This window comes from Aeromonas sp. 603607, assembly GCF_049171595.1.
In the GTDB taxonomy this organism is placed as follows: domain Bacteria; phylum Pseudomonadota; class Gammaproteobacteria; order Enterobacterales; family Aeromonadaceae; genus Aeromonas; species Aeromonas veronii.
Map to the genome: position 1 here is coordinate 18,899 of NZ_JAAKOV010000006.1, position 21,983 is coordinate 40,881.

Consider the following 21,983-nt stretch of genomic DNA (forward strand, 5'->3'; position numbering starts at 1 on the left):
GGCGCCCGTTGGCTCTCTGGCAGCAAACGGGCGCCGTTTTTTCATCTGCAAAAAGTGGATCATGTGGCTTGAGTTTACCCTTACAGTAAAGGTTAGGGTTTGCCAGTCGGCGTTTTGTTGTGCCGACGGGTTCCGGGGAGGAACAACATGACCACTCATCTTCAATCACCCATTCATCTGCAGTTGCCGCTCAGCGGCATGAGCTGCGCCAACTGCGCAGGCCGTATCGCGGCCAGTCTCAACAAACTCGACGGGGTATCGGCCACCGTCAACTTCGCGCTGGAGCAGGCGGCCATCGAGTTGGCCAGCCCCGATCGCCTGTCTGCGGTGCTCGACAGCATCAAGAGTCAGGGTTACGACTACGGCAGCGAGACCTTTTTGTTTCAAATTACCGGTATGACTTGTGCCGGTTGTTCGGCTCGACTGAACAAAATGCTGGCCGCGCTGCCTGGCGTTATCTCCGCCGAGGTCAACTTCTCCATCGAACAGGCCCGCATCGTGCTGATCCCCGGGATGCAGACGCCCGCCGCTTTACGCGAGCAGATCGAGGCGCTTGGCTTTGGCGCCCAGCTGGCACAGGGTTCGGCCAGCGGCCGCCGCCAGCAGTTGCTGGAGCGGGAGGCGCAGGAGGCCGCCACTGCCCGTCAGGCGCAGATCCGGGTCATCGTCTCGGCTTTGCTGACCTTGCCGCTGCTGGTGGGGATGCTGGCCATGGCCGGACTGTTCCGTTGGCATCTACCCGCTTGGCTGGAGCTGGTGCTCGCCACCCCGGTGCAGTTCTGGATCGGGGCCCGTTTCTATCGCGGCGCCTGGCTTGCCATCAAGAACCGCGCAGCCAATATGGATGTGCTGGTGGCAACCGGTACCAGCGCCGCCTACTTCTACAGCCTCTATCTGCTGTTGACGCTGGGAATGGCTGCCAGCGGCAAGCTCTATTTCGAAGCGAGCGCCATCATTATCACCCTTATCTCCCTCGGCAAGTTGCTGGAGGCGCGGGCCAGACGCAGCACCCAGTCCGCTATTCGCGAACTGATGGCGCTGCGGCCGGAAACCGCCACCGTCTGGCGTGGCGAGAGCTGGCAGAGCGTCGCCATCGATGAGGTGCTGCGCGGCGATCGGCTGCGGGTGTTGGTGGGTGAGCGGGTGCCGGTGGACGGCAAAATCGTGAGCGGCGCCAGCGAGCTGGACGAGTCGATCCTCACCGGCGAGAGCCTGCCGGTGCCGCGCAGTGTGGGCGACAAGGTGCTGGGTGGCGCTATCAACCGCTCCGGCGTGCTGGAGATCGAAGCCACTACCGTGGGGGAGGATTCCAGCCTCAGCAAGATCATCGCGCTGGTGGAGAGCGCCCAGATGGGCAAGGCACCGCTGCAGCAGCTGGTGGACAAGGTCTCCGCCGTGTTTGTGCCGGTGGTGATGGCCATTGCCCTGTTCACCCTGCTGGTGTGGTACGCCATCAGCAACGATTTCGGCCAGGCGCTGCTGGCAGCGGTGGCGGTGCTGGTGATCGCCTGCCCCTGTGCGCTGGGGCTGGCCACACCGGCGGCCATCGTCACCGGTACCGGAGTCGCGGCGCGCCACGGCATTCTGATCAAGGATGTCGATACCCTGCAGAAGGCCCACGCCATCAAGGCGCTTATCTTCGACAAGACAGGCACTTTGACCCAAGGCAAGCCGATACTGGCGAGCTGGAGCGGCAATGACGAGCAGTTGCATCTGGCCGCCGCCCTGCAGCACGCGAGCGAACACCCGCTGGCACTGGCGATGCGGGAGGCCGTCGGTACAGAAGTGGCGTTGCCCCAGCCGGAGGCGGTGGAAGTGCGGGTCGGTGCCGGTATTGTCGGACAGGTGGCTGGTCACACAGTCGCCATCGGCAATGGCGCTTTGCTGGCCCAGCTCGGTATTGTGGTTCCGGTGCAGGATGAACAAGCCGCTGATGGGGCGACCCGGGTTTGGGTTGCCATCGACGGCACGGTGGCTGGTATCGCCGCGCTGGCCGATACCCTGCGCCCGGAGAGCCCGGAAGCCATCGCCACCCTGCGCCAGCGTGGCATCGCCAGCTGGCTGGTGAGCGGCGACGCACCGACGCCGGTGGCCCATATCGCTGCCAAGCTGGGACTGGACGGAGCCTTTGACTCCGTGCTGCCAGCGGGCAAGGTGGAGAAAGTGGAGGCGCTGCGGGCGCAAACCCGCGGGCTGGTGGCCATGGTGGGGGATGGGGTGAACGACGCCCCGGCGCTGGCGGCGGCGGATGTCGGCATCGCCATGGGCTCCGGCTCCGATGTGGCGATGGAGACCGCCTCCATCACCCTGATGCGATCCGACCCGCGGCTGGTGGCCGATGCCATCGACATCTCGGCGGCGACCTGGCGCACCATACAGCAGAATCTGTTCTGGGCCTTCGTGTTCAACATCATTGGCATTCCGCTGGCGGCATTGGGCTACCTCAGCCCCGAGTTGGCGGGGGCGGCCATGGCCCTGAGCAGTATTACCGTTTTGAGCAATTCCCTGTTATTGAAGCGTTGGCAGCCGCGGGCCCTCGCCCAAGTCGGCCACAATCTCAGCACAGAATCGAACCGTTAAGGAGTCATCCATGAACATCAGCAAGGTAGCCAAGGCGACGGGGCTGACCGCCAAGACCATCCGCTACTACGAGAGCATCGGCCTCATCACAGCCCCGGTACGCAGTGACAACGGCTATCGCAGTTACACCGAGGGGGCCTTGCGCGAGCTGCGTTTCGTCAAGCGGGCGCGGGAGACCGGCTTCAATCTGGAGGAGTGTCAGGAGCTGCTGGCGCTCTACCGGGACGAGCACAGAACCAGCGCTCAGGTGAAGAAGTTGGCGCAGGAGAAGATCGTCGATCTGCGTGCTCGCATCGCCGGGCTGCAGGCCATGCTCAGCTCGCTGGAAGGGTTGGTCTGCTGCTGCCACGGGGATGAAAATCCCGAGTGCCCGATCCTAGACGAGCTGGAGAAGGGGTGAGCAAGGGCTCACCGGCCAGCGCAGGAGAAAGCGCCGATGATTGATTAACTTCTTAATAAACGGCGCTTTATTGTTGCCGGTCAGGGGGGAGTGGTAGACTGCTCGGCTCTTGTACAGGAGTACTCAGTTGACCCAGAGTGTGACACGCCAGGTTAAGCAGGCCATCATGGTCCAGCTCTATACCCATGCATCGTTCAGTCTCCCCTGTTTGGGCCTGCTGGCGTTTGGCTGGAGTCTGCTGTTTCACGACTATCTGCCTGCCGTCGAAGCGCTCGGTTGGCTGGCAGGCACTTTCCTGTGGCTGCTGGGTCGGGGCTGGCACTTGCGCTGGCGCCGAGCCCGCCTGCACCAGACACCGCTGCCGGTGCTAGAGCGGGAGCTCTTTATCGGAGCCACCATCACCTCCATTATCTGGGCCCTCGGGGTGCTGCTCTACATGGACAAGTTGCCCGACACCTACCGGGCCGCCATGATGATGCTCTCCAGCCTCATTCTTACCGGCAGCGCCATCATGCTGTTTGGCAGCCGCCGTACCCTCTATGGTGCCGTGTTGCCGCTGGGTTGCGCTATGTTGTTTGAACTGGGGGCGGGCAATGAGCAGGAGCGAATCGTCTCCTGCATGCTGGCGGGCTATCTGTTTGTCTTTCTGCCGACTCTGCTGCGCCGGATGCGGCGGGAGCAGATCGCCTCGCTCCACCACCGTTTCTCCAACGCCGAACTGGTGGCCGAGCTGAAGGCGGTCTCCGAACATCTGCGTCTAACCTCCCGCCTCGATGGCCTGACCGGCATCGCCAACCGCGCCCACCTCGACGACTCTCTGGAGCGGGCCTGGCGCCGCTGTCACCGTGCCCGGGCACCGCTGTCGCTGGTGCTGGTGGATGTGGATTACTTCAAGCAGTTCAACGATCTCTACGGCCATCAGCTGGGGGATGACTGCCTGCAACAGGTGGCTGGCTTGCTGGCCGAGGTGGAGCGGCGCGAGGACGATCTGGCAGCCCGTTACGGTGGCGAAGAGTTTGCCTTGCTGCTGCCCTGCACCGGCATGCAGGGGGCACTGCAGGTGGCGGACAATGTGCGGCAGGCACTCAAGGAGCTGGCCATCCCGCACCAGAAGTCACTGGTCTCCGGTCGGGTCACATGTAGTTTTGGTGTTGCGACACTGATACCGGACAACAGCATGAAAATCGCCGATTTGATCCAAAAAGCGGATGCGGCACTCTATCAGGCCAAGCATAATGGACGGGATCGAATCGAAGTAGCCTTGATGGGTAAGGTTGCCTGAATTTAACGTGACAGATTAAAGAGGTTGTCTATGCAATGTCATCGTATCGAAGAGCTGCTGGAGTTGTTGCAGCCTGCCTGGATCAAGGAACAGGATCTCAGCCTGGTGCAGTTTGTTGCCAAACTGGCCCAAGAAGCGGGATTTGAAGGGCCTCTGTCCGAGCTGACCGACGACATGCTGATCTATCACCTCAAGATGCGGGAATCCGACAAGCAGGCGATGATCCCCGGTCTGGCCAAGGATCATGTGCCCGATTTCAAAGAGGCGCTGCTCAAGGCGCGCGGAATCAAGTGAATCTTTAGCGGAAGCGCATCACCTCGTGGTGATGCGCTTTTTTGTTGCCGAAAATTGCGATCCAACCCCAATATTAGATACATCTAATCCACACAATTAGCATGCCGTTTAAGATATAATCCGCTCCATAACAAATAAGGGAGCGATGTCTTGCAATGGCCGATCACGACAAAATCGATATCAAGGATGTCACCGACAAGGGCGTAACCGGGACCTTCAACCCCAATACGTTCAAAGCCAGCGACGACAGATTCAACCCAGGCAACCGCATCTATGTGCGGGCCCAGAAAGGGTATTGGCAGCGGATGCGCAAGGCCATGGGCTGGTTCTTTGTGGCGCTGTTCGTGCTGCTGCCCTGGCTGCGTTACGACGGGCGACAGGCGGTGCTGTTCGACCTCGGTCACCAGCAGTTCCATATCTTTGGCGCCACCATCTGGCCGCAGGATCTGACCCTGCTCGCCTGGCTCTTCATGATCGCCGCCTTCGGACTCTTCTTTATTACCACCTTCCTCGGTCGGGTCTGGTGTGGCTATCTCTGCCCGCAGACGGTCTGGACCTTCATGTTCATCTGGTTTGAAGAGAAGCTGGAAGGGCCCGCCAACAAACGGCGCAAGCTGGACGAGGCGCCCTGGAGCGGCGAGAAGCTGGCTCGCAAGGGGGCCAAGCATCTGGCCTGGCTGGCGATCTCGCTGGTAACCGGCCTGACCTTCGTCGCCTACTTCCAGGATGTGACTGAACTGGTGCCGGACCTCTTCACCCTGCAGGCCAGCGGATGGGTGCTGTTCTGGGTGATCTTCTTCACCATCATCACCTACGGCAACGCAGGCTGGATGCGCGCCATTATGTGTATCCACATGTGCCCCTACGCCCGCTTCCAGTCCGCCATGTTCGACAAGGACACCTTCATCGTCGGCTATGACACCAAGCGTGGCGAGACCCGTGGCGCCCGCTCCCGCAAGGCGGATCCCAAGGCGATGGGATTGGGTGACTGTATCGACTGCGATCTCTGCGTGCAGGTTTGCCCGACCGGTATCGACATCCGCGATGGCCTGCAGTACGAGTGCATCAACTGCGGCGCCTGCGTTGATGCCTGTGACCAGACCATGGAGCGGATGGGCTACCCGAAAGGGCTCATCAGCTACACCACCGAGCACAAGCTGGCCAACGACTCCACTCATGTGGCGCGGCCCAAGCTGATTGGTTACGGGCTGGTGATGGCGGTGATGCTGGGGGTATTTGTCTACAACGCCATGTCCATCATGCCGATGGGGCTCGATATCCTGCGGGATCGCAACCAGCTGTTCCGCGAAAACAGCGAGGGGCTTATCGAGAACACCTACACCCTCAAGATCCTCAACAAGACCCTGCAGTCCCAGACCTACCAGCTGGATGTGGAGGGCTTGCCCGAGTATCAGTGGTTCGGCCCCCGTGAAGTGACCCTGAAGGCGGGCGAGATCTACACCCTGCCGGTCAGTCTGGCGGTCGATCCCTACAACCTGAAACGGCCGGCGCTGGATATCCAGTTCGTGCTGAAACGGGAGGGGGCGGCGCCCGATGACAGCAAGGGCAACCTGCGCCAGGGCAGCAAGTTTATCAGCCGGTTGTAACTGCGCGTGACTGCGGGCCGTGGCAACAGTCCGGTCACCAGCGAGCACGGCAATGCCGGTCAGTAGTGATAGAATGGGGCGCAACGGCGCCCCTTTCTTATGGTGGATGACATGCGTTTCAACTATTCCGACCTCAATCCCGACCTCATCATGGATGCGCTCGATCTCAGTGGCCTGCGGCTCGACTCCGGCCTTATCGAGCTCAACAGCTACGAAAACCGGGTCTACCAGTTTCAGGATGAGGATCGTCGCCGCTATGTGGTGAAGTTCTACCGTCCCGGCCGTTGGAGCCGGGCCCAGATCCTCGAGGAGCACGAGTTTGCCACCCGTCTCGCAGAGGCTGAGATCCCGGTCGCCGCGCCGCTCGCCTTCGCGGGCGAGACCCTGCTGGAGCACGAGGGCTACCCCTTTGCCATCTGGCAGAGCGTCGGTGGCCGCCAGTTCGAGGTGGATAATCTCGATCAACTGGAGTGGGTGGGGCGTTTCCTCGGCCGCATTCATCAGATCGGCGCCAGCAAGCCGTTCCACCATCGGGTGCGACTCGATGTGGAGAGCATGCTGCATGAACCGCGTCAGCTGCTGGCGTCTGGCGAATGGCTGCCAAGCGGGCTGGCGAAGCAATTCTTCGGGGTACTCGACGAGCTGATCAAACATGTCAGCGACGCCATGACCCTGGATGTGGCGCAGATCTCCCTGCATGGCGATTGCCACCCGGGTAACATCCTCTGGCGCGATGGCCCCATGTTTGTCGACCTCGATGATTGCCGTACCGGCCCCGCGATTCAGGATCTCTGGATGATGCTGAGCGGCGAGCGCCACGAGCAGCAGATCCAGCTCGACACCCTGCTGGCGGGCTACGAGGAGTTTATGGAGTTCGACTCGCGGGAGCTGGCGCTGATCGAGCCGCTGCGAGCGATGCGCATCGTTCACTACATGGCGTGGCTGGCGCGGCGCTGGGAAGATCCCGCCTTCCCCCGTCACTTCCCCTGGTTCAATACCGATCACTACTGGCGTCAACAGATAGCGACCCTGCACGATCAGCTGGAGGCGCTGAAGGCACCGCCGTTGACCCTTATGCCGGGGTGGTAACTTATCCGGCGGCCAGCAGATAGCCCCACCTTTGGCACGATCAGCTGGAAGTACTCAAGGCGCCGCCGTTGAGTCTGATGCCAAACTGGTGAAATAGATGGGATCTTGTGCGGCAAGGGGGACTCGATCTCCGGCCCTGACCATTGACGTTAGCATGGCGAAACAATAGGCTTGGCACTGCTTCGGTTCGCCGGGCGTGCCTCACAGTGATCCCTTAACAGGAAACATCATGAAAAAAGTTCTATTTTTCCTTGCTGCCATGCTGATGATCCCCATGGTTCACGCCGCCCCCGAGTTCAAGGAAGGCGTCAACTACGATGTGGTCAAACAGACTGGCAGTGCCCAGCCGGAAGTGATGGAGTTTTTCTCCTACTACTGCCCGCACTGCGCTACCTTCGAACCGATCGTTGAACAGTTGAAGGCCGGGTTGCCAGAGGGTGTGCCCCTCAAGAAGAACCCGGTTGCTTTCCTCGGTCGCGAGATGGGCCCCGAGATGCAGCGTGCCTATGCCGTTGCCAGCCTGCTCAATGCCGAAGCCAAGCTGACTCCGGCCATCTTCACCAAGATCCACACCCAGCGTCAGCCGCCGATGAGCCGTGACGACGTGAAGAAGATCTTCGTGGACAACGGCGTACCGGCTGAAGAGTTCGACGGTGCCGTCGACAGCTTCGCCGTCTCCGGCATGGTCTCCCAGTTCGATCGCAACACCGAGAGTTACAACATTCGCGGTGTACCGGCCTTCCTGGTGAACGGAAAGTACATGGTGAAGATTGAATCCATCACCTCTCAAGAGCAGTTCAACAAGCTGGTGCAGTTCCTGCTGGCCAAGAAAGACTGATACCCCTTGAGTCGATAAAAAAGCCCGCCGGTGCGAACCGGCGGGCTTTTTGTCTTCTGGCGATCTCGAAGATCAGACCCCGACGTGGAACGCCTGTTTGAGGTTGCGGATGAACTCCGCATCCCGGCAGAGGGTCTTGCCCGGGCTGTCGGAGATCTTGGCAACCGGGCCGCCATTGCACTCGATCAGCTTGAAGACGATGTTCATCGGGCTGACACCGGGCAGATCGCAGGTGAGCTTGGTGCCGATGCCGAAGCTGGTATTGATGCGTCCACGGAAGTGGCGGAACAGCTGCACCGCCTTGTCGAGGTTGAGCCCGTCGGAGAAGACCAGGGTCTTGTCGGTAGGATCGATGCCGAGCCGCTGATAGTGGCTGATCGCCTTCTCGCCCCACACTACGGGATCGCCGGAGTCGTGGCGCAAGCCCTGGTAGCTGCTGGCCAGCTCAAAGTCGAAGTCCCGCAGGAAGGCATCCATGGTGATGCAGTCGGTCAGGGCGATGCCGAGATGGTCGGTGAACTCGTCCAGCCAGCTGGTGAGGGCAGCGCGCTGGCTGTGCTCCAGCGGGAAGCCGAGCTGCTGGTGCGCCTGAAACCACTCATGGGCCTGGGTGCCGACCGCGGGCAGCTTGTACTTCTGGGCCAGCATGTAGTTGCTGGTGCCGCGAAACGCCGGCAGCCGCTCCTTGAGGCGACCAACTACCGCATCCTGTACCGCGTGGGAGAAGCGGCGGCGGGTGCCGAAGTCGATGAGGTTGAACTCGCTCATCTCGTCGCGGCTCAGCTCCTTCTCCAGCTTGTCGATCTTCTGATCGAGCCGCTCCAGCGCATGACTGACGCCGAACTGGGGGTAGCGGAAGCGGTTGCGCATCTCGCTGATGATGGCGAGCACCGGGATTTCCCACAGGATCACATCCTGCCAGGGGCCCTCGACCCGCACATTGATGCGGCCATCCTGCTCGAACACTTTGAGCAAGGAGGCGTCGAGCGGCTTGCGGCGCAGGTGGTCGAGGTAGTCAGGGGTGAAGAAGGGGCGCTCGGCCAGAAAATCGAGCTCGGGCTTGGTCAGTCGCAGGGATCCGGCGAGGCGCAGTTGCTCCTCGATCTGCCCCATCATGGGCAGCAGATCCTCTTCATTGCGGCTGTGAAACTCGGCCACCACCTCGGCATCCGGATAGCGATGGAACACCGCCTGCTGCATATGCAGCTTGTAGGCGTCGGTGTCGAGCAGGCTGGTAAGAATCGGTGGCATATCAGGCTCCCCGCAGGCGGGCGAACGCCAGTTGCATAGGTAAATTGCAGGCGCCGCTATCGGACAGGCTGGTGAGGATGAGGGGCATATCAGGCGTCCAGCAGGCGTTGTACATCGATCAGGGTCTGGGCCAGTTCGGCCCCTGCCTCGATCATCTGGGTGTGGGCGCTGGCAACCGTCGCGGGGGCGATGCCACGACAGGCATCGAGATGGACGATCACCCGGAAACCGGCGCGGCGCAGTTGCAGCACGCTGGTTTTGACACAGTAGTCGGTGGCGAGGCCGCCGACCAGTACGGTATCGACCTGGCGGGCTTGCAGGAATTCGATGAGTCCGGTGCTGCGCCGTTCAGCCAGGTCGTGGAAGCAGGTGCCGTAGGGATGCAGATCCGGCTCGACCCCCTTCCAGACGAAGAAGTCATAGTCGATGGGGGCGGGCAGGCCGTCGAGCAGCTCGAAGCCCTTGCTGCCCGGTACGCAGTGAACCGGCCAGGTGAGGTCGGCGTTGGGCAGATCCAGCGGCAGCAGCATGCCTGCGGGGTCAGAAACGGCCCAGTCGGCATTGGCAGGGTGAGAGTCTTTGCTGCCGATCCGCAGCGTGGCGAGGGTGGCCTGAGCGTTTAGCGCAGCCACAATATCATCACCGCCCGCAACGGGCAGTTCGTTCGGGCAGAGGGGGGTAAAGCCCTTCTGCGCATCAATATCCAGGCTGGCGACGGTTCCCATGATTGGCTCCTGCACATACTATTCGTGTGATATTATCTACCAAACATTAATGGAAGGCGAGCAGGGCGATCGGCATGCTGAGAATGAGTCTGGATATGGTGGTGCTGCGGTTGCATGAGGAGCGGCTCGAGCTACTGCTCGAGAGCCGCGATCGCCCCCCCTTTGCCCACTGCTGGCAACTGCCGGCGCTGCGCATCGACGAGACCCAGGATCGGGATCTGGATGCCGCCCAGCGCCGTCTGCTGGCGGAGTGGGGGCTCGGTCACTGCTACAGCGAGCAGGTCTGCACCCTCGGCAATCTGGAGCGGGATCCCCGCGGCTGGTCCACGACCCTGGTCTATCTCTGTCTGGTCGATCCGGAAGTGGAAGCGATCCACGGTTGCTGGCATCCGCTCGCCAACCTGCCGGGGCTGAGCCTCGCCTTCGACCATGTTCAGCTCATCGCCAAGGGGTTGGAGCGGCTGCGGATCAAGAGCCGCTACAGCACCCTGCCGCTGCAACTGCTGGGGCCCGAGTTCACCCTCTCCGAGGTGCAGCGCGCCTTCGAAATCATCCTGCAAACACCCATGAATACGGCGGCATTTCGCAAGCGGATCCATCGCGCCGACATTCTGGTTGATACCGGCCGCAAGCGCACCGGCAAACAGCGCCCCGCCATCCTCTACCGGCTGGAGAGCCCCTGCTGCGTGATGTTCGATCAGGTGATGCACGGAGCGGAAGCATGAGTGAGACCGGTGTGCACAAGGTGCTGGTGAGTGCCTGCCTGCTGGGTCAGCCGGTGCGCTACGATGGTCAATGCAAGGGGATCGTCAGCGACTGGCTGAGTGAGCTGGGTGCCGAGGGGCGGGTGCTGGCCTTCTGCCCCGAAGTGGCGGGCGGTTTGCCGACCCCGCGCCCTCCTGCAGAGCAGCAGGGTGAGCGGGTAGTGACGGCGAGCGGGCTGGATGTGACTGCCGAGTTCGACCGTGGCGCCGAGCTGGCGCTGGAAATCTGTCAGACGCAGGGCATTCGCTTCGCGCTGCTGAAAGAGGGGAGCCCCTCATGTGGCAGCGGCCGTATCTATAACGGCCGCTTTGAGGGGGTCTCTGTGGCGGGCGAGGGCAAGACCACCGCCCTGCTGCGCCGCCACGGGATTGCTGTCTTTTCCGAAAATCAGTTGGCCGAGTTGGCTTCTGCGCTCTCTTTGGATTCCTCCCCGGATTTGGCGGCAACCGGCAGCGGCACCTGACCGCTCTGCCACCCCTCCAGCACCTCGTCTTTCTCCTGCCAGCGCTGGTTTAGCCACTCCTGAAAACCGCGTTTGAACTGCTTGTCGTTGAAGTAATCCCCAATCAGCGCCTCATCCACCGGCAGCTCTTCAATCCGCACCTGAATGCGTTTTACCCGCCCCATCAGGAAGTCCTTGAACGGGGTCTCGGCGTTTTCCGGATAGCGGATGGTGACGTTGATCAGGCTGTCGAACTGCTCGCCCATGGCGGCCAACGTAAAGGCCAGCCCCGCCGCCTTGGGCGGCATCAGATGGCGGTAGCGGGAGCGTGATGCGTCCCGTTTCTGCTCGGTGAAGCGGGTTCCTTCCACGAAGTTGATGACGGTAGTGGGGATGTGGCGAAACTTCTCGCAGGCGTTGCGGGTGGTCTCGATATCCTTGCCGCGCAGGTGCGGGTTCTTCAGCAAAAACTCCCGTGAGTAGCGACGCATAAAGGGCATATCGAGCCCCCAGCAGGCGAGCCCCAGCAGCGGGATGTAGATGAGCTCGTGCTTCATGAAGAACTTGGGCACCGGCAGCCTATCCCGGAACAGGTGGCCGAGCACCACGATATCGGTCCAGCTCATATGGTTGCTGATGATGAGATACCAGCCATCCTTGCGCAGCTTGGTATTGTCCTCCACCTGCCAGTCAATACGGGTGGTGAGGCGGATCACCAGCGCATTGCAGGCCAGCCACAGTCTCATGAAGCGGTTGTTGAGCCGGCTGCAGGCACGGCCAAAGGCCGGGATCGGCAGCAACAGTTTGGCCAGCGACACCAGCAGGATCAGACTGGCGCACAAGGCGGTGAAAAGGATGGTCAGGCCCGCGCTGATGATCAGCACCAGCGGGCCGGGAAGCAGGGATAGCATGAATGTTTACTGCGCCTTGGTTGCCAGCAGTTGGCTCAGGGTCTGGTCCTTTTCGTGCCAGATCCCGTTCAACCACTGTTGAAACTCTTGTTGGAACTCGGGGTCATTGAAGTAATCCCCCACCAGCTTGCGGTCGATCGGCAAATAGCGGACCTGAACCTTGATTTGCCCGACCCGGCCACACATGAAGTCCCAGTAGCTGGGGATGCCGTCCGGATAGGCGATGGTGACATCCACCAGTTGATGCAACTGGTCACCCATGGCTGCCAGGGTAAAGGCGATGCCGCCTGCTCTCGGGTGGAGCAGGTGACGATAGGGCGAACCCTGCTTCTGATGTTTGCCCTTGGTGAAGCGGGTGCCTTCGACGAAGTTCATCACACTCACTGGAATGTGGCGGAACCTGGCACAGGCTTTACGGGTTGTTTCTATATCTTTTCCCTTCAGATGGGGATGCTTTTCCAGAAATTTCCTGGAATATCGCCGCATGAAGGGGAAGTCGAGCGCCCACCATGCCAGACCGAGAAAAGGTACCCAAATCAGCTCTTTCTTGAGGAAAAACTTCAGGAAGGGGATTTTTTGGTTAAAAACCCGCTGCAGTACCAGTATGTCGACCCAGGATTGATGGTTGGCAATCACCATATACCACTCATTCCGGTGCCCTTTGTCCACTCCGACCACCTCGAAAGGGGTTTTGATGATGGTTTTCTGGATCAGATTGTTGAAACCGATCCAGCAGCTGGCACAGCCATCGAGCAGCCAGTTGCAGAGGGTGCGCCACCCCTTGAGGGGGAGCAGGAGCTTGAGCAGACCCAGCGAGAAGATGGGGACAAACCAGAAGAGGGTGTTGAAAAAATAGAGCAGGGTGGAGAGGCTGCCGCGCAGTCGCTCTGTCAGCTTGTTGGGCATGAGTCGGGTCCGTCTTGCTGTCGATAAAGGGCCATCAAGTGGTCAGATCTGTGGCCATAATATCAGCCGATTGCCCGTGAGACCATTCAGAGCCGTTACGGGGTTGGACTTACCCTTTCCCTTCTGTCAGCTGCTGCGCAATCGCGACAGCAGCCTGTCCATGGCGCGATAACCGAGCGCCTCGATAAGATGCTCCTTGCCGATGGCGGGTTGCCCGGCCAGATCGGCGATGGTGCGTGACACCCGCAGGATGCGATGCCAGGCCCGGATGCTGAGCCCCAGCTTCTGGATGGCGTTCTCCAAAAATTCGGCATCTTGTGGTGATAGTCGGCAAATATCCTCAATCTCGCGGCTATCCAGCAGGTTGTTGAGCTTGCCGTTGCGACTCAGCATGCGCTCTCTCGCCACCAGTACCCGATCGCGGATCTGCTGGCTCGACTCTCCCCGTTCCGCCTTGCCGGTCAGGCTCCCCTTGGGCAGCAGCGGCACCTCCACTGTCAGGTCGAAGCGGTCGAGAAAGGGGCCGGAGAGCTTGCCGAGGTAGCGCAGGATCTGATCCGGGCTGGAGCGGGTTTGGCCATCGCCATAGTGGCCACAGGGGCTGGGATTCATGGCGCCCACCAGCTGGAAGCGGGCGGGGAAATCCACCTGACGGGCGGCCCGGCTGATGGTGATGTGGCCCGTCTCCAGCGGCTCGCGCAGGGAGTCGAGCACCTTGCGCTCGAACTCGGGCAGTTCGTCGAGAAACAGCACCCCGTTGTGGGCCAGCGAAATTTCGCCGGGCCGCGGGTGGCTGCCACCACCCACCAGCGCCACTGCGGAGGCACTGTGGTGGGGCGTGCGATAGGGTCTGTGGTGCCAGCGACCGGCGCGCGGAGTGAGGCCGCCGATGGAGTGGATGGCGGCGGTCTGCTGCGCTTCCTGCTCGCTGAGCGGCGGCAAGATGCCGGGCAATCGGCTCGCCAGCATGCTCTTGCCGGTGCCGGGCGGGCCGATGAACAGCAGGTTGTGGCTGCCGGCGGCGGCGATCTCCAGCGCCCGCTTGGCCTGTGACTGGCCGATCACATCCTGCAGGTCCGGCACATCTGGCAGGCTCTCCGCGCTTTGGGGAGCCGGCAGCGGCAGTTCGTACTGGCCTGCCAGCCAAGCTGTGACGGCCAGCAGCTGATGGGCGGTGCGCACCTCGGCATCCTGAATGAGAGAGGCTTCCGGGCCGTTCTCTCGCGGTACCAGCAGTGTGCGCCCCGCATCCCGGCAGGCGAGTACGGCGGGCAACACCCCGAGCACGGGACGAATTTCGCCTGTCAGGGCCAACTCCCCTAAGAATTCGTGATCGAGCAGATATTTTGCCGGTATCTGCTTGGAAGCAGCGAGAATACCGATGGCGATGGCCAGATCAAAACGGCCCCCCTCCTTGGGTAGATCGGCGGGAGCCAGATTGACCGTGATGTGTTTGCTCGGGAACTCGAAATTGCCGTTGAGCAGGGCGCTGCGCACCCGATCCCGCGACTCCTTCACCGAGGTTTCCGGCAGGCCGACCATGTTGAAGGCGGGCAGGCCGTTGGAGAGGTGAACTTCCACTGTAACTTGCGGGGCCGCGATCCCGAGGCTGGCACGGCTATAAACCACAGCTAATGACATAAATCCCGTCCTTGAGTTGATATATGTTCTGACTAACTGCTTGTTGTTGGTTTTTTATTCCAGAGTTCCGGCTGAGGAATAGCCAAAATCAGTGGGTTGTCACAGAAAAAAGGCTTGCCCAATAAAAATCACCGTGCTAGTTCTAATAGCCATTCGCGGTAGAAACCGCCCCAATTTCACAGGATTTCCGGTTGTAACTATGAACATGGCCTCCCGTTTCGTCAGCATTATTGTGGTCCTAGTGGTGATTATTATCTCACCGCTCGGGGCTCGTTTAGCTGCACGGAACAAGGGATAGACCCACCACCGGACAGAACGAAACAAGCGACCCCCGAGCCTCACAGCTCGGGGGTTTTTTTTCGACCAAAGGACAGGATTTTCCACATGAATGGCGCGCAGTTTTTGGTACAGGCTCTCAAGAAACAGGGTGTGACTCAGGTGTTTGGTTACCCGGGCGGGGCCATCATGCCGGTCTACGATGCCCTGTATGACGGTGGTCTGGCCCATCAGCTCTGCCGCCACGAGCAGGGCGCCGCCATGGCGGCGGTGGGCTACGCCCGCGCCTCCGGTCAGGTGGGCGTCTGCATCGCCACCTCCGGCCCCGGCGCCACCAATCTGGTGACCGGTCTGGCAGAGGCGCTGCTCGATTCGGTGCCGCTGGTGGCCATCAGCGGTCAGGTGCCCTGTTCCGCCATCGGTACCGATGCGTTTCAGGAGGTCGACGTGCTCGGCATGTCCCTCTCCTGCACCAAGCACTCCTTCATGGTGACCGATGCCGCCGATCTGGGGCGGGTGTTGGCAGAGGCTTTCGCTATCGCCACCGAAGGTCGCCCCGGCCCTGTGCTGATCGATCTCCCCAAGGATGTGCAACTGGCCGCGGTGCCTGCCCAGAGCCCGCTGTTTGCGGTGGAAGAACCGGAAGCGCTAATCCCCTCGGAGCTGACCGCAGCCCGCACCCTGCTGGCTGCCGCCGAGCGTCCGGTGCTTTACGTCGGTGGCGGAGTGGGCATGGCCAATGCCGAGCAGCAATTGCGCGACTTTGCTGCCGCAACCGGCATGCCAGCGGTCACCACCCTCAAGGGGATCGGCGCACTCGACCCCGACAGCCCCGTTTATCTGGGCATGCTCGGCATGCACGGCACCAAGGCTGCCAACTATGCGGTGCAGCAGTGCGATCTGCTGCTGGTGGTAGGGGCTCGTTTCGATGATCGGGTGACTGGCAAGCTGGAGGAGTTCGCCCCCGAGGCCAAGGTGATCCATCTCGATGTGGATGCTGCCGAGTTCGGCAAGCGCCGCGCCGCCGAGGTGGGGATCACCACGGATCTCAAACAGGTGTTGCCGCGCCTCGCCATGTCCCTCTCCATCGACCCTTGGCGTGGACACTGCGCGAACATGGCCCGCGAGTATGCGTTCCGCTACGACCACCCGGGTCAGGCCATCTACGCCCCGGCCCTGCTCAAGCAGCTCTCTGCCCGGCTGCCGGAGAGCAGCGTGGTGGCCTGCGACGTGGGTCAGCATCAGATGTGGGTGGCCCAGCACATGCGTTTCACCAGCCCGCGCAACCACCTCTCCAGCGCCGGTCTCGGCACCATGGGTTTCGGCCTGCCTGCCGCCATCGGGGCCAAGATGTCGCGCTCGGAGGATGAAGTGGTACTGGTGAGCGGTGATGGCTCTTTCATGATGAACGTGCAGGAGCTCGGCACCATCCGCCGGGCCCAGCTCAAGGTGAAGATGGTGCTACTGGATAACCAGCGTCTCGGCATGGTGCGCCAGTGGCAGGAGCTGTTTTTCGACGGCCGCTACAGCGAGACCATCCTCTCCGATAACCCTGATTTCGTCGCCCTGGCTGCCGCCTTCGGCATTCCGGGCGAGACCATCACATGCAAGGAGCAGATAGCCGGTGCCCTCGATCGCCTGCTGGCAAGCGAAGGCGCCTATCTGCTGCATGTGGCTATTTCAGAGGAAGAAAACGTCTGGCCCCTGGTTCCGCCGGGAGTCGCCAACCACAAGATGATGGAGCAACGCCCATGAGTCAGTTCAATACCTTGCAAATCCATGCCCAGCCCAGACCCGAAGTGATGGAGCGGGTGCTGCGGGTGGTTCGTCACCGCGGTTTCAACCTCTGCGCCCTCAACATGGAGCAGGATTGCCAACAACTGCGGATCACGGTTACTGTCGAGTCGGTGCGTCCCATCCAGCAGTTGTGGAGCCAGCTGGTGAAGCTGGTGGACGTTTCCCGGGTCGATGCACTGGAACAGCAACCCCGGATCAGAGCTTAAGGAGCCAAGCCAATGTCACAGCCTTCCCAATCCGCCACTCACCCGCAATACATCTGGTTCAACGGCAAACTGGTGCCCTGGCAGGATGCCCAGGTGCACGTGATGAGCCACGCCCTGCACTACGGCTCCTCGGTGTTCGAAGGGGTGCGCGCTTACGATACCCCCAAGGGCACCTGCATCTTCCGCCTGCAGGAGCACACCCGCCGCCTGTTCGACTCCGCCAAGATCTACTGGATGGACGTTCCCTACAGCGAGGCCGACGTAAATGAAGCCTGCCGCACCGTGGTGCGCGAGAACGGCCTGAAGAGCGGCTATCTGCGCCCGCTGGCCTTTGTCGGCAACGTGGGGCTGGGGCTGCATCCGCCGCTGGATGCCAAGGCTGACCTGATGGTGGCCGCCCTGCCGTGGGGCGCCTATCTGGGAGAAGAGGGGCTGAAAAACGGGGTGGATGTGTGCGTCACCTCCTGGAACCGGCTCGCTCCCAACACCATTCCCACCGGCGCCAAGGCGGGCGGCAACTATCTCTCCTCCCAGCTGATCAGCCGCGAGGCCAAACGCAACGGCTTCGCCGAGGGGCTGGCGCTGGATGTGAACGGCTACCTGAGCGAAGGGGCGGGGGAGAATCTGTTCCTGGTGAAGAACGGCATGCTGTTTACCCCGCCCGCTACCGCCGCCATCCTGCCCGGCATCACCCGTGACACCATCATGACGCTGGCCCGGGATCTGGGTTACGAGGTGCGCGAGCAGGCGCTGCCCCGCGAGGCGCTCTATGTCGCAGACGAGATCTTCATGACCGGCACGGCGGCCGAGGTGACGCCGGTGCGTTCCGTCGATCGGATGAAGGTGGGGGCCGGTTGCCGCGGCCCGGTGACCGAACAGCTGCAGAACGCCTTCTTCGGCCTGTTCAATGGCCAGACCGAAGACAAGTGGGGCTGGCTGACGCCCGTCAACGACTGATGAGAGAGGGGAGGCGTCATGCCTCCCCGAGTCGCTTCCGGTCAGGGCACTGCGCTGTGTCCTCACCAGGATCGATTCCCGATCCGAGAGTCACTTTTTCATTTCCAAAGATAATGAGCCCGCTGGGCATTCAGGGAGTAGAGACATGCCGAAGTTGAGATCCGCCACCACCACCCACGGACGTAACATGGCCGGGGCCCGCGCCCTGTGGCGCGCCACCGGAATGACCGATCAGGATTTCGGCAAGCCCATCATCGCCGTGGTCAACTCCTTCACCCAGTTCGTACCGGGCCATGTCCACCTCAAGGATCTGGGCCAGCTGGTTGCGCGCGAGATTGAAGCCGCTGGCGGCGTCGCCAAGGAGTTCAACACCATCGCCGTGGATGACGGCATCGCCATGGGCCACGGCGGCATGCTCTACTCCCTGCCGTCGCGCGAGCTTATCGCGGATTCGGTGGAGTACATGGTCAACGCCCACTGCGCCGACGCCATGGTCTGCATCTCCAACTGCGACAAGATCACTCCGGGGATGCTGATGGCCGCCCTGCGCATCAACATCCCGGTGATCTTCGTCTCCGGCGGCCCGATGGAAGCGGGCAAGACCAAGCTCTCCGACCAGATCATCAAGCTGGACCTGGTGGACGCCATGATCCAGGGCGCCGACCCCAAGGTTTCCGACGCCCAGAGCGAACAGGTGGAGCGCAGTGCCTGCCCCACCTGCGGCTCCTGCTCCGGCATGTTCACCGCCAACTCCATGAACTGTCTGACCGAGGCGCTGGGTCTCTCCCAGCCGGGTAACGGCTCGCTGCTGGCGACCCACAGCGACCGCGAGCAGCTGTTCAAGCTGGCGGGCCAGCGCATCGTGACTTTGGCCAAACGCTGGTATGAGCAGGACGATGCCTCGGCACTGCCGCGCAACATCGCCACCAAGGCGGCGTTCGAGAACGCCATGGCGCTCGACATCGCCATGGGTGGCTCCACCAATACCGTGCTGCACCTGCTGGCGGCGGCCCAGGAGGCGGGCGTCGACTTCACCATGGCCGACATCGACCGCATGTCGCGCAAGGTGCCGCAGCTCTGCAAGGTGGCGCCTTCTACCCAGAAATACCATATGGAAGATGTGCACCGTGCCGGTGGCGTGGTCGCCATTCTGGGTCAGCTGGAAAAAGCGGGCCTGGTGCATGGGGATACCCGTACCGTGCTGGGTTGCTCCCTCGTCGAACAGCTCAATGAATATGACGTCAGCCGCCAGCCGAGTCAGGAGGTGGTGGACTTCTACCGCGCCGGGCCGGCCGGGATCCGCACCACCAAGGCGTTCAGTCAGGATTGCCGCTGGCCGGAGCTGGATCTGGACCGCGCCGAAGGCTGCATCCGCTCGCTGGACAACGCTTACAGCCAGGAGGGCGGCCTCGCCGTGCTTTCCGGCAACCTCGCGGTCAACGGCGCCATCGTCAAGACTGCCGGGGTGGATGAGGAGAACCTCACCTTCCGTGGCCCGGCCCGGGTATTCGAGAGTCAGGAGAGCGCGGTGAGCGGCATCCTCGATGGTACCGTGAAAGCAGGCGAGGTAGTGGTGATCCGCTACGAAGGGCCGAAAGGGGGGCCGGGCATGCAGGAGATGCTCTACCCCACCACTTATCTCAAGTCCATGGGGCTCGGCAAGGCGTGCGCCCTGATCACCGACGGCCGCTTCTCCGGCGGTACCTCGGGCCTCTCCATCGGCCACGTCTCGCCGGAAGCAGCCTCTGGCGGCACCATAGGTCTGGTGGAGGATGGCGACATCATCAGCATCAATATCCCGGCCCGCAGCATGGTGCTGGAGGTGGCCGACAGCGTGCTGGCCGCCCGCCGCGTCGCCGTGGAAGCCCGTGGCTGGAAGCCGCTCGATCGTCAGCGTCAGGTCTCCTTTGCCCTGCGCGCCTACGCCATGTTCGCCACCAGTGCCGACAAGGGCGCGGTTCGCGATCGCTCGATGCTGGGGGAATAAATCATGGTCTCTGCGGCGGATTATCTACGCAAGGTGTTGCTCTCCCCCGTCTATGAGGCGGCGCGGGTGACCCCCCTGCAAACCCTGAAGAAACTTTCCGAGCGGCTCGGCAACCATGTCAGCCTGAAGCGGGAGGATCTGCAACCGGTCCACTCCTTCAAGCTGCGCGGCGCCTATCACAAGATCGCCACCCTGACCGAGGAGCAGAAGGCGCGCGGCGTTATCGCCGCCTCTGCTGGCAACCACGCACAGGGGGTCGCCCTGTCGGCCGCCAAGCTCGGCATCAAGGCGATCATCGTGATGCCCAAGACCACGCCGGATATCAAGATCGACGCGGTGCGCCGGCAGGGCGGCAACGTCATGCTGTTTGGCAACAGTTTCGACGAGGCCTACGGCGAGAGCCGCCGCCTCTCCGAGCTGGAGGGTTACACCCTGATCCCGCCGTTTGATGACGTCGAGGTGATCGCCGGGCAGGGCACCATCGGCAAGGAGCTGCTGGAGCAGGATACCCACCTCACCCACGTCTTCGTGCCGGTGGGTGGCGGCGGACTGGCCGCCGGGGTGGCGGTCTATATCAAGCAGCTGCTGCCGGATGTGAAGGTGATCGGGGTGGAGGCTGAAGGGTCTGCCTGTCTCAAGGCCGCGCTGGCGGCCGGCGAGCCGGTCAATCTGGAGCGGGTCTCGCTATTTGCCGACGGGGTGGCGGTTAAGCGCATCGGCGAGGAGACCTTCCGGCTGTGCAACCAGTATCTGGACGAGGTGGTGACCGTCTCCAACGACCAGATCTGCGCCGCGCTGAAAGACATTTTCGACGACTGCCGCGCCATCGCCGAGCCCTCGGGCGCCCTGTCGCTGGCCGGCCTCAAGGCCTACAGCGAGCGGGAGCAGGTCAAGGGGGGCCGGATGGCGGCCATTTTGTCCGGTGCCAACGTCAACTTCCACAGCCTGCGTTACGTGTCGGAGCGCTGCGAGATCGGCGAGAAGCGCGAGGGCATGCTGGCGGTGACCATCCCCGAGCGCAAGGGGGCCTTCCTCGACTTCTGCCGTCAGCTCGGGCCGCGCATGGTGACCGAGTTCAACTATCGCTATGCGGATGCCGAGCAGGCGTCGCTGTTCGTCTCGGTGCGCCTCACCGGCGGTGACGAGGAGCTGGGCCAGATCATCGATCAGCTCGGTGGCAACGGCTATCCGGTGGTCAACATGACCGAGAGCGAGCTGGCCAAGAACCACGTGCGTTACATGATTGGCGGCCGCCCGGCCCGGCCCCTTGGTGAGCGCCTTTACAGCTTCAAGTTTCCGGAGCAGCCTGGCGCTCTGATGCGTTTCCTCGAGACCCTCGGCTGTCGCTGGAACATCAGCCTGTTCCACTACCGCAACCACGGTGCCGACTACGGCCGGGTGCTCTGCGCCTTCGAGCTGCCGGACGAGGACGTGGCAGCCTTCCACGACTACCTGCGCGAGATTGGCTACGGCTGGAAAGAGGTGAGCGACGACCCCGCCTACCGGCTATTCCTGGCTAGTTGATGGCGGGATCGCGATGAAGCAGGAGGGAGGCGTTGTCCTCCCTCTGTTTTTAGGCTGCAATTGGGAACTTCTGTCTGAGCCATTGAAATCCATGGGCCAGTGCCATCAGCAGCAGGGTGCCGGGCAGCACCGTTTGCCACAGGAAGGCTGGCTCTTGTCCTGTCATCAGGATCAGCAAGGGATTGGCGCCCGCCGGAGGGTGAAGAATATTCAGTCCCTGCATCAGGGCGATGGCCAGCCCGGTTGCCAGAGCCATCTGCATTTCAGCAGGGAGGGGAAGCAGGCCGATGACCAGTCCGACGCAGGCCGTCAGCAGGTGTCCACCCAGCACGTTTTTGGGGCGCGCCAGCGGACTATCTGGCAGGGAAAACAACAACACACAGCTGGCCCCGAAAGGTGCCATGACTAGCGCGACATGCCAGCTCAGATTGAGCCATCCCAATATGCCGATGGTGAGTGCGGCGCCCACACCTGCCCATAACGGGCCATACCATTTTGTCATCAT

General features: G+C 62.0%; 20 protein-coding genes. 14 read left to right on the forward strand and 6 right to left on the reverse strand.

Annotated elements, in window-relative coordinates; translation table 11 throughout:
* Positions 1–147 precede the first annotated feature (147 nt).
* The 7 genes from G5315_RS07610 to G5315_RS07640 all read left to right on the forward strand — a co-directional run bounded on the left by G5315_RS07610 (position 148) and on the right by G5315_RS07640 (position 8,090).
* Positions 148–2,580: a heavy metal translocating P-type ATPase gene (locus tag G5315_RS07610; RefSeq protein WP_421332836.1), complete on the forward strand. Its 2,433-nt coding sequence runs from the start codon at positions 148–150 to the stop codon at positions 2,578–2,580.
* A gap of 10 nt (positions 2,581–2,590) precedes the next feature.
* On the forward strand, positions 2,591–2,980 hold the full coding sequence (cueR, locus tag G5315_RS07615) for a Cu(I)-responsive transcriptional regulator (protein WP_106844324.1): 390 nt from the start codon (positions 2,591–2,593) through the stop codon (positions 2,978–2,980).
* A gap of 127 nt (positions 2,981–3,107) precedes the next feature.
* Positions 3,108–4,262: a diguanylate cyclase domain-containing protein gene (locus G5315_RS07620; protein ID WP_421332837.1), complete on the forward strand. Its 1,155-nt coding sequence runs from the start codon at positions 3,108–3,110 to the stop codon at positions 4,260–4,262.
* 30 nt (positions 4,263–4,292) lie between these two features.
* Positions 4,293–4,556 carry a YihD family protein gene (locus G5315_RS07625; protein ID WP_005339598.1) on the forward strand — a complete coding sequence of 88 codons (264 nt, stop codon included), beginning with the start codon at positions 4,293–4,295 and terminating at the stop codon, positions 4,554–4,556.
* 155 nt (positions 4,557–4,711) lie between these two features.
* Entirely contained in the window at positions 4,712–6,163 is a 1,452-nt protein-coding gene (gene ccoG / locus G5315_RS07630; protein WP_005357450.1) for a cytochrome c oxidase accessory protein CcoG, read from the forward strand.
* 99 nt (positions 6,164–6,262) lie between these two features.
* A complete protein-coding gene (locus tag G5315_RS07635; RefSeq protein WP_075111952.1) occupies positions 6,263–7,252 on the forward strand; it encodes a serine/threonine protein kinase in 990 nt (329 codons plus the stop codon).
* Positions 7,253–7,481: 229 nt separating this feature from the next.
* Positions 7,482–8,090 carry a thiol:disulfide interchange protein DsbA/DsbL gene (locus G5315_RS07640; RefSeq protein ID WP_005339604.1) on the forward strand — a complete coding sequence of 203 codons (609 nt, stop codon included), beginning with the start codon at positions 7,482–7,484 and terminating at the stop codon, positions 8,088–8,090.
* A gap of 72 nt (positions 8,091–8,162) precedes the next feature.
* Here G5315_RS07640 and pncB read toward each other — a convergent pair whose 3' ends face one another.
* Together pncB and G5315_RS07650 are read right to left on the reverse strand one after the other, a co-directional pair.
* A complete protein-coding gene (pncB, locus tag G5315_RS07645; RefSeq protein ID WP_042062464.1) occupies positions 8,163–9,341 on the reverse strand; it encodes a nicotinate phosphoribosyltransferase in 1,179 nt (392 codons plus the stop codon).
* A gap of 89 nt (positions 9,342–9,430) precedes the next feature.
* Positions 9,431–10,066: a nicotinamidase gene (locus G5315_RS07650; protein ID WP_005356142.1), complete on the reverse strand. Its 636-nt coding sequence runs from the start codon at positions 10,064–10,066 to the stop codon at positions 9,431–9,433.
* 74 nt (positions 10,067–10,140) lie between these two features.
* On the opposite strand from G5315_RS07650, the gene G5315_RS07655 reads away from it, so the two are divergent.
* Together G5315_RS07655 and G5315_RS07660 are read left to right on the forward strand one after the other, a co-directional pair.
* The gene (locus G5315_RS07655) at positions 10,141–10,791 is read left to right on the forward strand and encodes an NUDIX hydrolase (RefSeq protein WP_421332838.1); all 651 of its coding nucleotides are present in this window, start codon (positions 10,141–10,143) and stop codon (positions 10,789–10,791) included.
* Positions 10,788–11,294 (forward strand): DUF523 domain-containing protein, encoded by a 507-nt coding sequence (locus G5315_RS07660; RefSeq protein WP_201953897.1) that lies wholly within the window; start codon positions 10,788–10,790, stop codon positions 11,292–11,294. Before G5315_RS07655 ends, G5315_RS07660 begins: the two co-directional genes overlap by 4 nt.
* Here G5315_RS07660 and G5315_RS07665 read toward each other — a convergent pair.
* The 3 genes from G5315_RS07665 to G5315_RS07675 all read right to left on the reverse strand — a co-directional run bounded on the left by G5315_RS07665 (position 11,219) and on the right by G5315_RS07675 (position 14,731).
* A complete protein-coding gene (locus G5315_RS07665; protein WP_201953900.1) occupies positions 11,219–12,184 on the reverse strand; it encodes an acyltransferase in 966 nt (321 codons plus the stop codon). The genes G5315_RS07660 and G5315_RS07665 overlap by 76 nt on opposite strands.
* 6 nt (positions 12,185–12,190) lie before the next feature.
* Positions 12,191–13,090, reverse strand: a complete 900-nt coding sequence (locus tag G5315_RS07670; RefSeq protein ID WP_421332839.1) for an acyltransferase — start codon at positions 13,088–13,090, stop codon at positions 12,191–12,193.
* Between the two features lie 126 nt (positions 13,091–13,216).
* Complete coding sequence (locus G5315_RS07675; protein WP_421332840.1) at positions 13,217–14,731, reverse strand: YifB family Mg chelatase-like AAA ATPase; 1,515 nt, start codon at positions 14,729–14,731, stop codon at positions 13,217–13,219.
* A gap of 384 nt (positions 14,732–15,115) precedes the next feature.
* Here G5315_RS07675 and ilvG point away from each other — a divergent pair, with 384 nt between their 5' ends.
* From ilvG to ilvA, 5 genes are all read left to right on the forward strand, one after another.
* Positions 15,116–16,762: an acetolactate synthase 2 catalytic subunit gene (gene ilvG / locus G5315_RS07680; RefSeq protein ID WP_421332841.1), complete on the forward strand. Its 1,647-nt coding sequence runs from the start codon at positions 15,116–15,118 to the stop codon at positions 16,760–16,762.
* The gene (gene ilvM, locus G5315_RS07685) at positions 16,759–17,010 is read left to right on the forward strand and encodes an acetolactate synthase 2 small subunit (RefSeq protein ID WP_005306810.1); all 252 of its coding nucleotides are present in this window, start codon (positions 16,759–16,761) and stop codon (positions 17,008–17,010) included. Before ilvG ends, ilvM begins: the two co-directional genes overlap by 4 nt.
* Positions 17,011–17,022: 12 nt before the next feature.
* The gene (locus G5315_RS07690) at positions 17,023–17,967 is read left to right on the forward strand and encodes a branched-chain amino acid transaminase (RefSeq protein ID WP_421332842.1); all 945 of its coding nucleotides are present in this window, start codon (positions 17,023–17,025) and stop codon (positions 17,965–17,967) included.
* 145 nt (positions 17,968–18,112) lie between these two features.
* Entirely contained in the window at positions 18,113–19,954 is a 1,842-nt protein-coding gene (gene ilvD, locus G5315_RS07695) for a dihydroxy-acid dehydratase (protein WP_421209105.1), read from the forward strand.
* 3 nt (positions 19,955–19,957) lie between these two features.
* The gene (gene ilvA / locus G5315_RS07700; RefSeq protein ID WP_167570662.1) at positions 19,958–21,478 is read left to right on the forward strand and encodes a threonine ammonia-lyase, biosynthetic; all 1,521 of its coding nucleotides are present in this window, start codon (positions 19,958–19,960) and stop codon (positions 21,476–21,478) included.
* Between the two features lie 49 nt (positions 21,479–21,527).
* Here the strand turns inward: ilvA and G5315_RS07705 are convergent, their stop codons facing one another.
* The gene (locus G5315_RS07705; protein WP_227342965.1) at positions 21,528–21,980 is read right to left on the reverse strand and encodes an HPP family protein; all 453 of its coding nucleotides are present in this window, start codon (positions 21,978–21,980) and stop codon (positions 21,528–21,530) included.
* Positions 21,981–21,983: the final 3 nt, after the last annotated feature.

What these genes read in the sequence shown, in the direction of transcription:
- G5315_RS07610 (WP_421332836.1), top strand. Translation starts at nt 148, where the DNA reads ATGACCACTCATCTTCAATCACCCATTCATCTGCAGTTGCCGCTCAGC.
- pncB (WP_042062464.1), bottom strand. Translation starts at nt 9,341, where the DNA reads ATGCCACCGATTCTTACCAGCCTGCTCGACACCGACGCCTACAAGCTG.
- G5315_RS07625 (WP_005339598.1), top strand. Translation starts at nt 4,293, where the DNA reads ATGCAATGTCATCGTATCGAAGAGCTGCTGGAGTTGTTGCAGCCTGCC.
- ccoG (WP_005357450.1), top strand. Translation starts at nt 4,712, where the DNA reads ATGGCCGATCACGACAAAATCGATATCAAGGATGTCACCGACAAGGGC.
- G5315_RS07670 (WP_421332839.1), bottom strand. Translation starts at nt 13,090, where the DNA reads ATGCCCAACAAGCTGACAGAGCGACTGCGCGGCAGCCTCTCCACCCTG.
- G5315_RS07655 (WP_421332838.1), top strand. Translation starts at nt 10,141, where the DNA reads ATGCTGAGAATGAGTCTGGATATGGTGGTGCTGCGGTTGCATGAGGAG.
- G5315_RS07705 (WP_227342965.1), bottom strand. Translation starts at nt 21,980, where the DNA reads ATGACAAAATGGTATGGCCCGTTATGGGCAGGTGTGGGCGCCGCACTC.
- G5315_RS07690 (WP_421332842.1), top strand. Translation starts at nt 17,023, where the DNA reads ATGTCACAGCCTTCCCAATCCGCCACTCACCCGCAATACATCTGGTTC.
- ilvM (WP_005306810.1), top strand. Translation starts at nt 16,759, where the DNA reads ATGAGTCAGTTCAATACCTTGCAAATCCATGCCCAGCCCAGACCCGAA.
- ilvD (WP_421209105.1), top strand. Translation starts at nt 18,113, where the DNA reads ATGCCGAAGTTGAGATCCGCCACCACCACCCACGGACGTAACATGGCC.
- G5315_RS07675 (WP_421332840.1), bottom strand. Translation starts at nt 14,731, where the DNA reads ATGTCATTAGCTGTGGTTTATAGCCGTGCCAGCCTCGGGATCGCGGCC.
- ilvA (WP_167570662.1), top strand. Translation starts at nt 19,958, where the DNA reads ATGGTCTCTGCGGCGGATTATCTACGCAAGGTGTTGCTCTCCCCCGTC.
- G5315_RS07640 (WP_005339604.1), top strand. Translation starts at nt 7,482, where the DNA reads ATGAAAAAAGTTCTATTTTTCCTTGCTGCCATGCTGATGATCCCCATG.
- G5315_RS07650 (WP_005356142.1), bottom strand. Translation starts at nt 10,066, where the DNA reads ATGGGAACCGTCGCCAGCCTGGATATTGATGCGCAGAAGGGCTTTACC.
- G5315_RS07660 (WP_201953897.1), top strand. Translation starts at nt 10,788, where the DNA reads ATGAGTGAGACCGGTGTGCACAAGGTGCTGGTGAGTGCCTGCCTGCTG.
- G5315_RS07665 (WP_201953900.1), bottom strand. Translation starts at nt 12,184, where the DNA reads ATGCTATCCCTGCTTCCCGGCCCGCTGGTGCTGATCATCAGCGCGGGC.
- ilvG (WP_421332841.1), top strand. Translation starts at nt 15,116, where the DNA reads ATGAATGGCGCGCAGTTTTTGGTACAGGCTCTCAAGAAACAGGGTGTG.
- G5315_RS07635 (WP_075111952.1), top strand. Translation starts at nt 6,263, where the DNA reads ATGGTGGATGACATGCGTTTCAACTATTCCGACCTCAATCCCGACCTC.
- cueR (WP_106844324.1), top strand. Translation starts at nt 2,591, where the DNA reads ATGAACATCAGCAAGGTAGCCAAGGCGACGGGGCTGACCGCCAAGACC.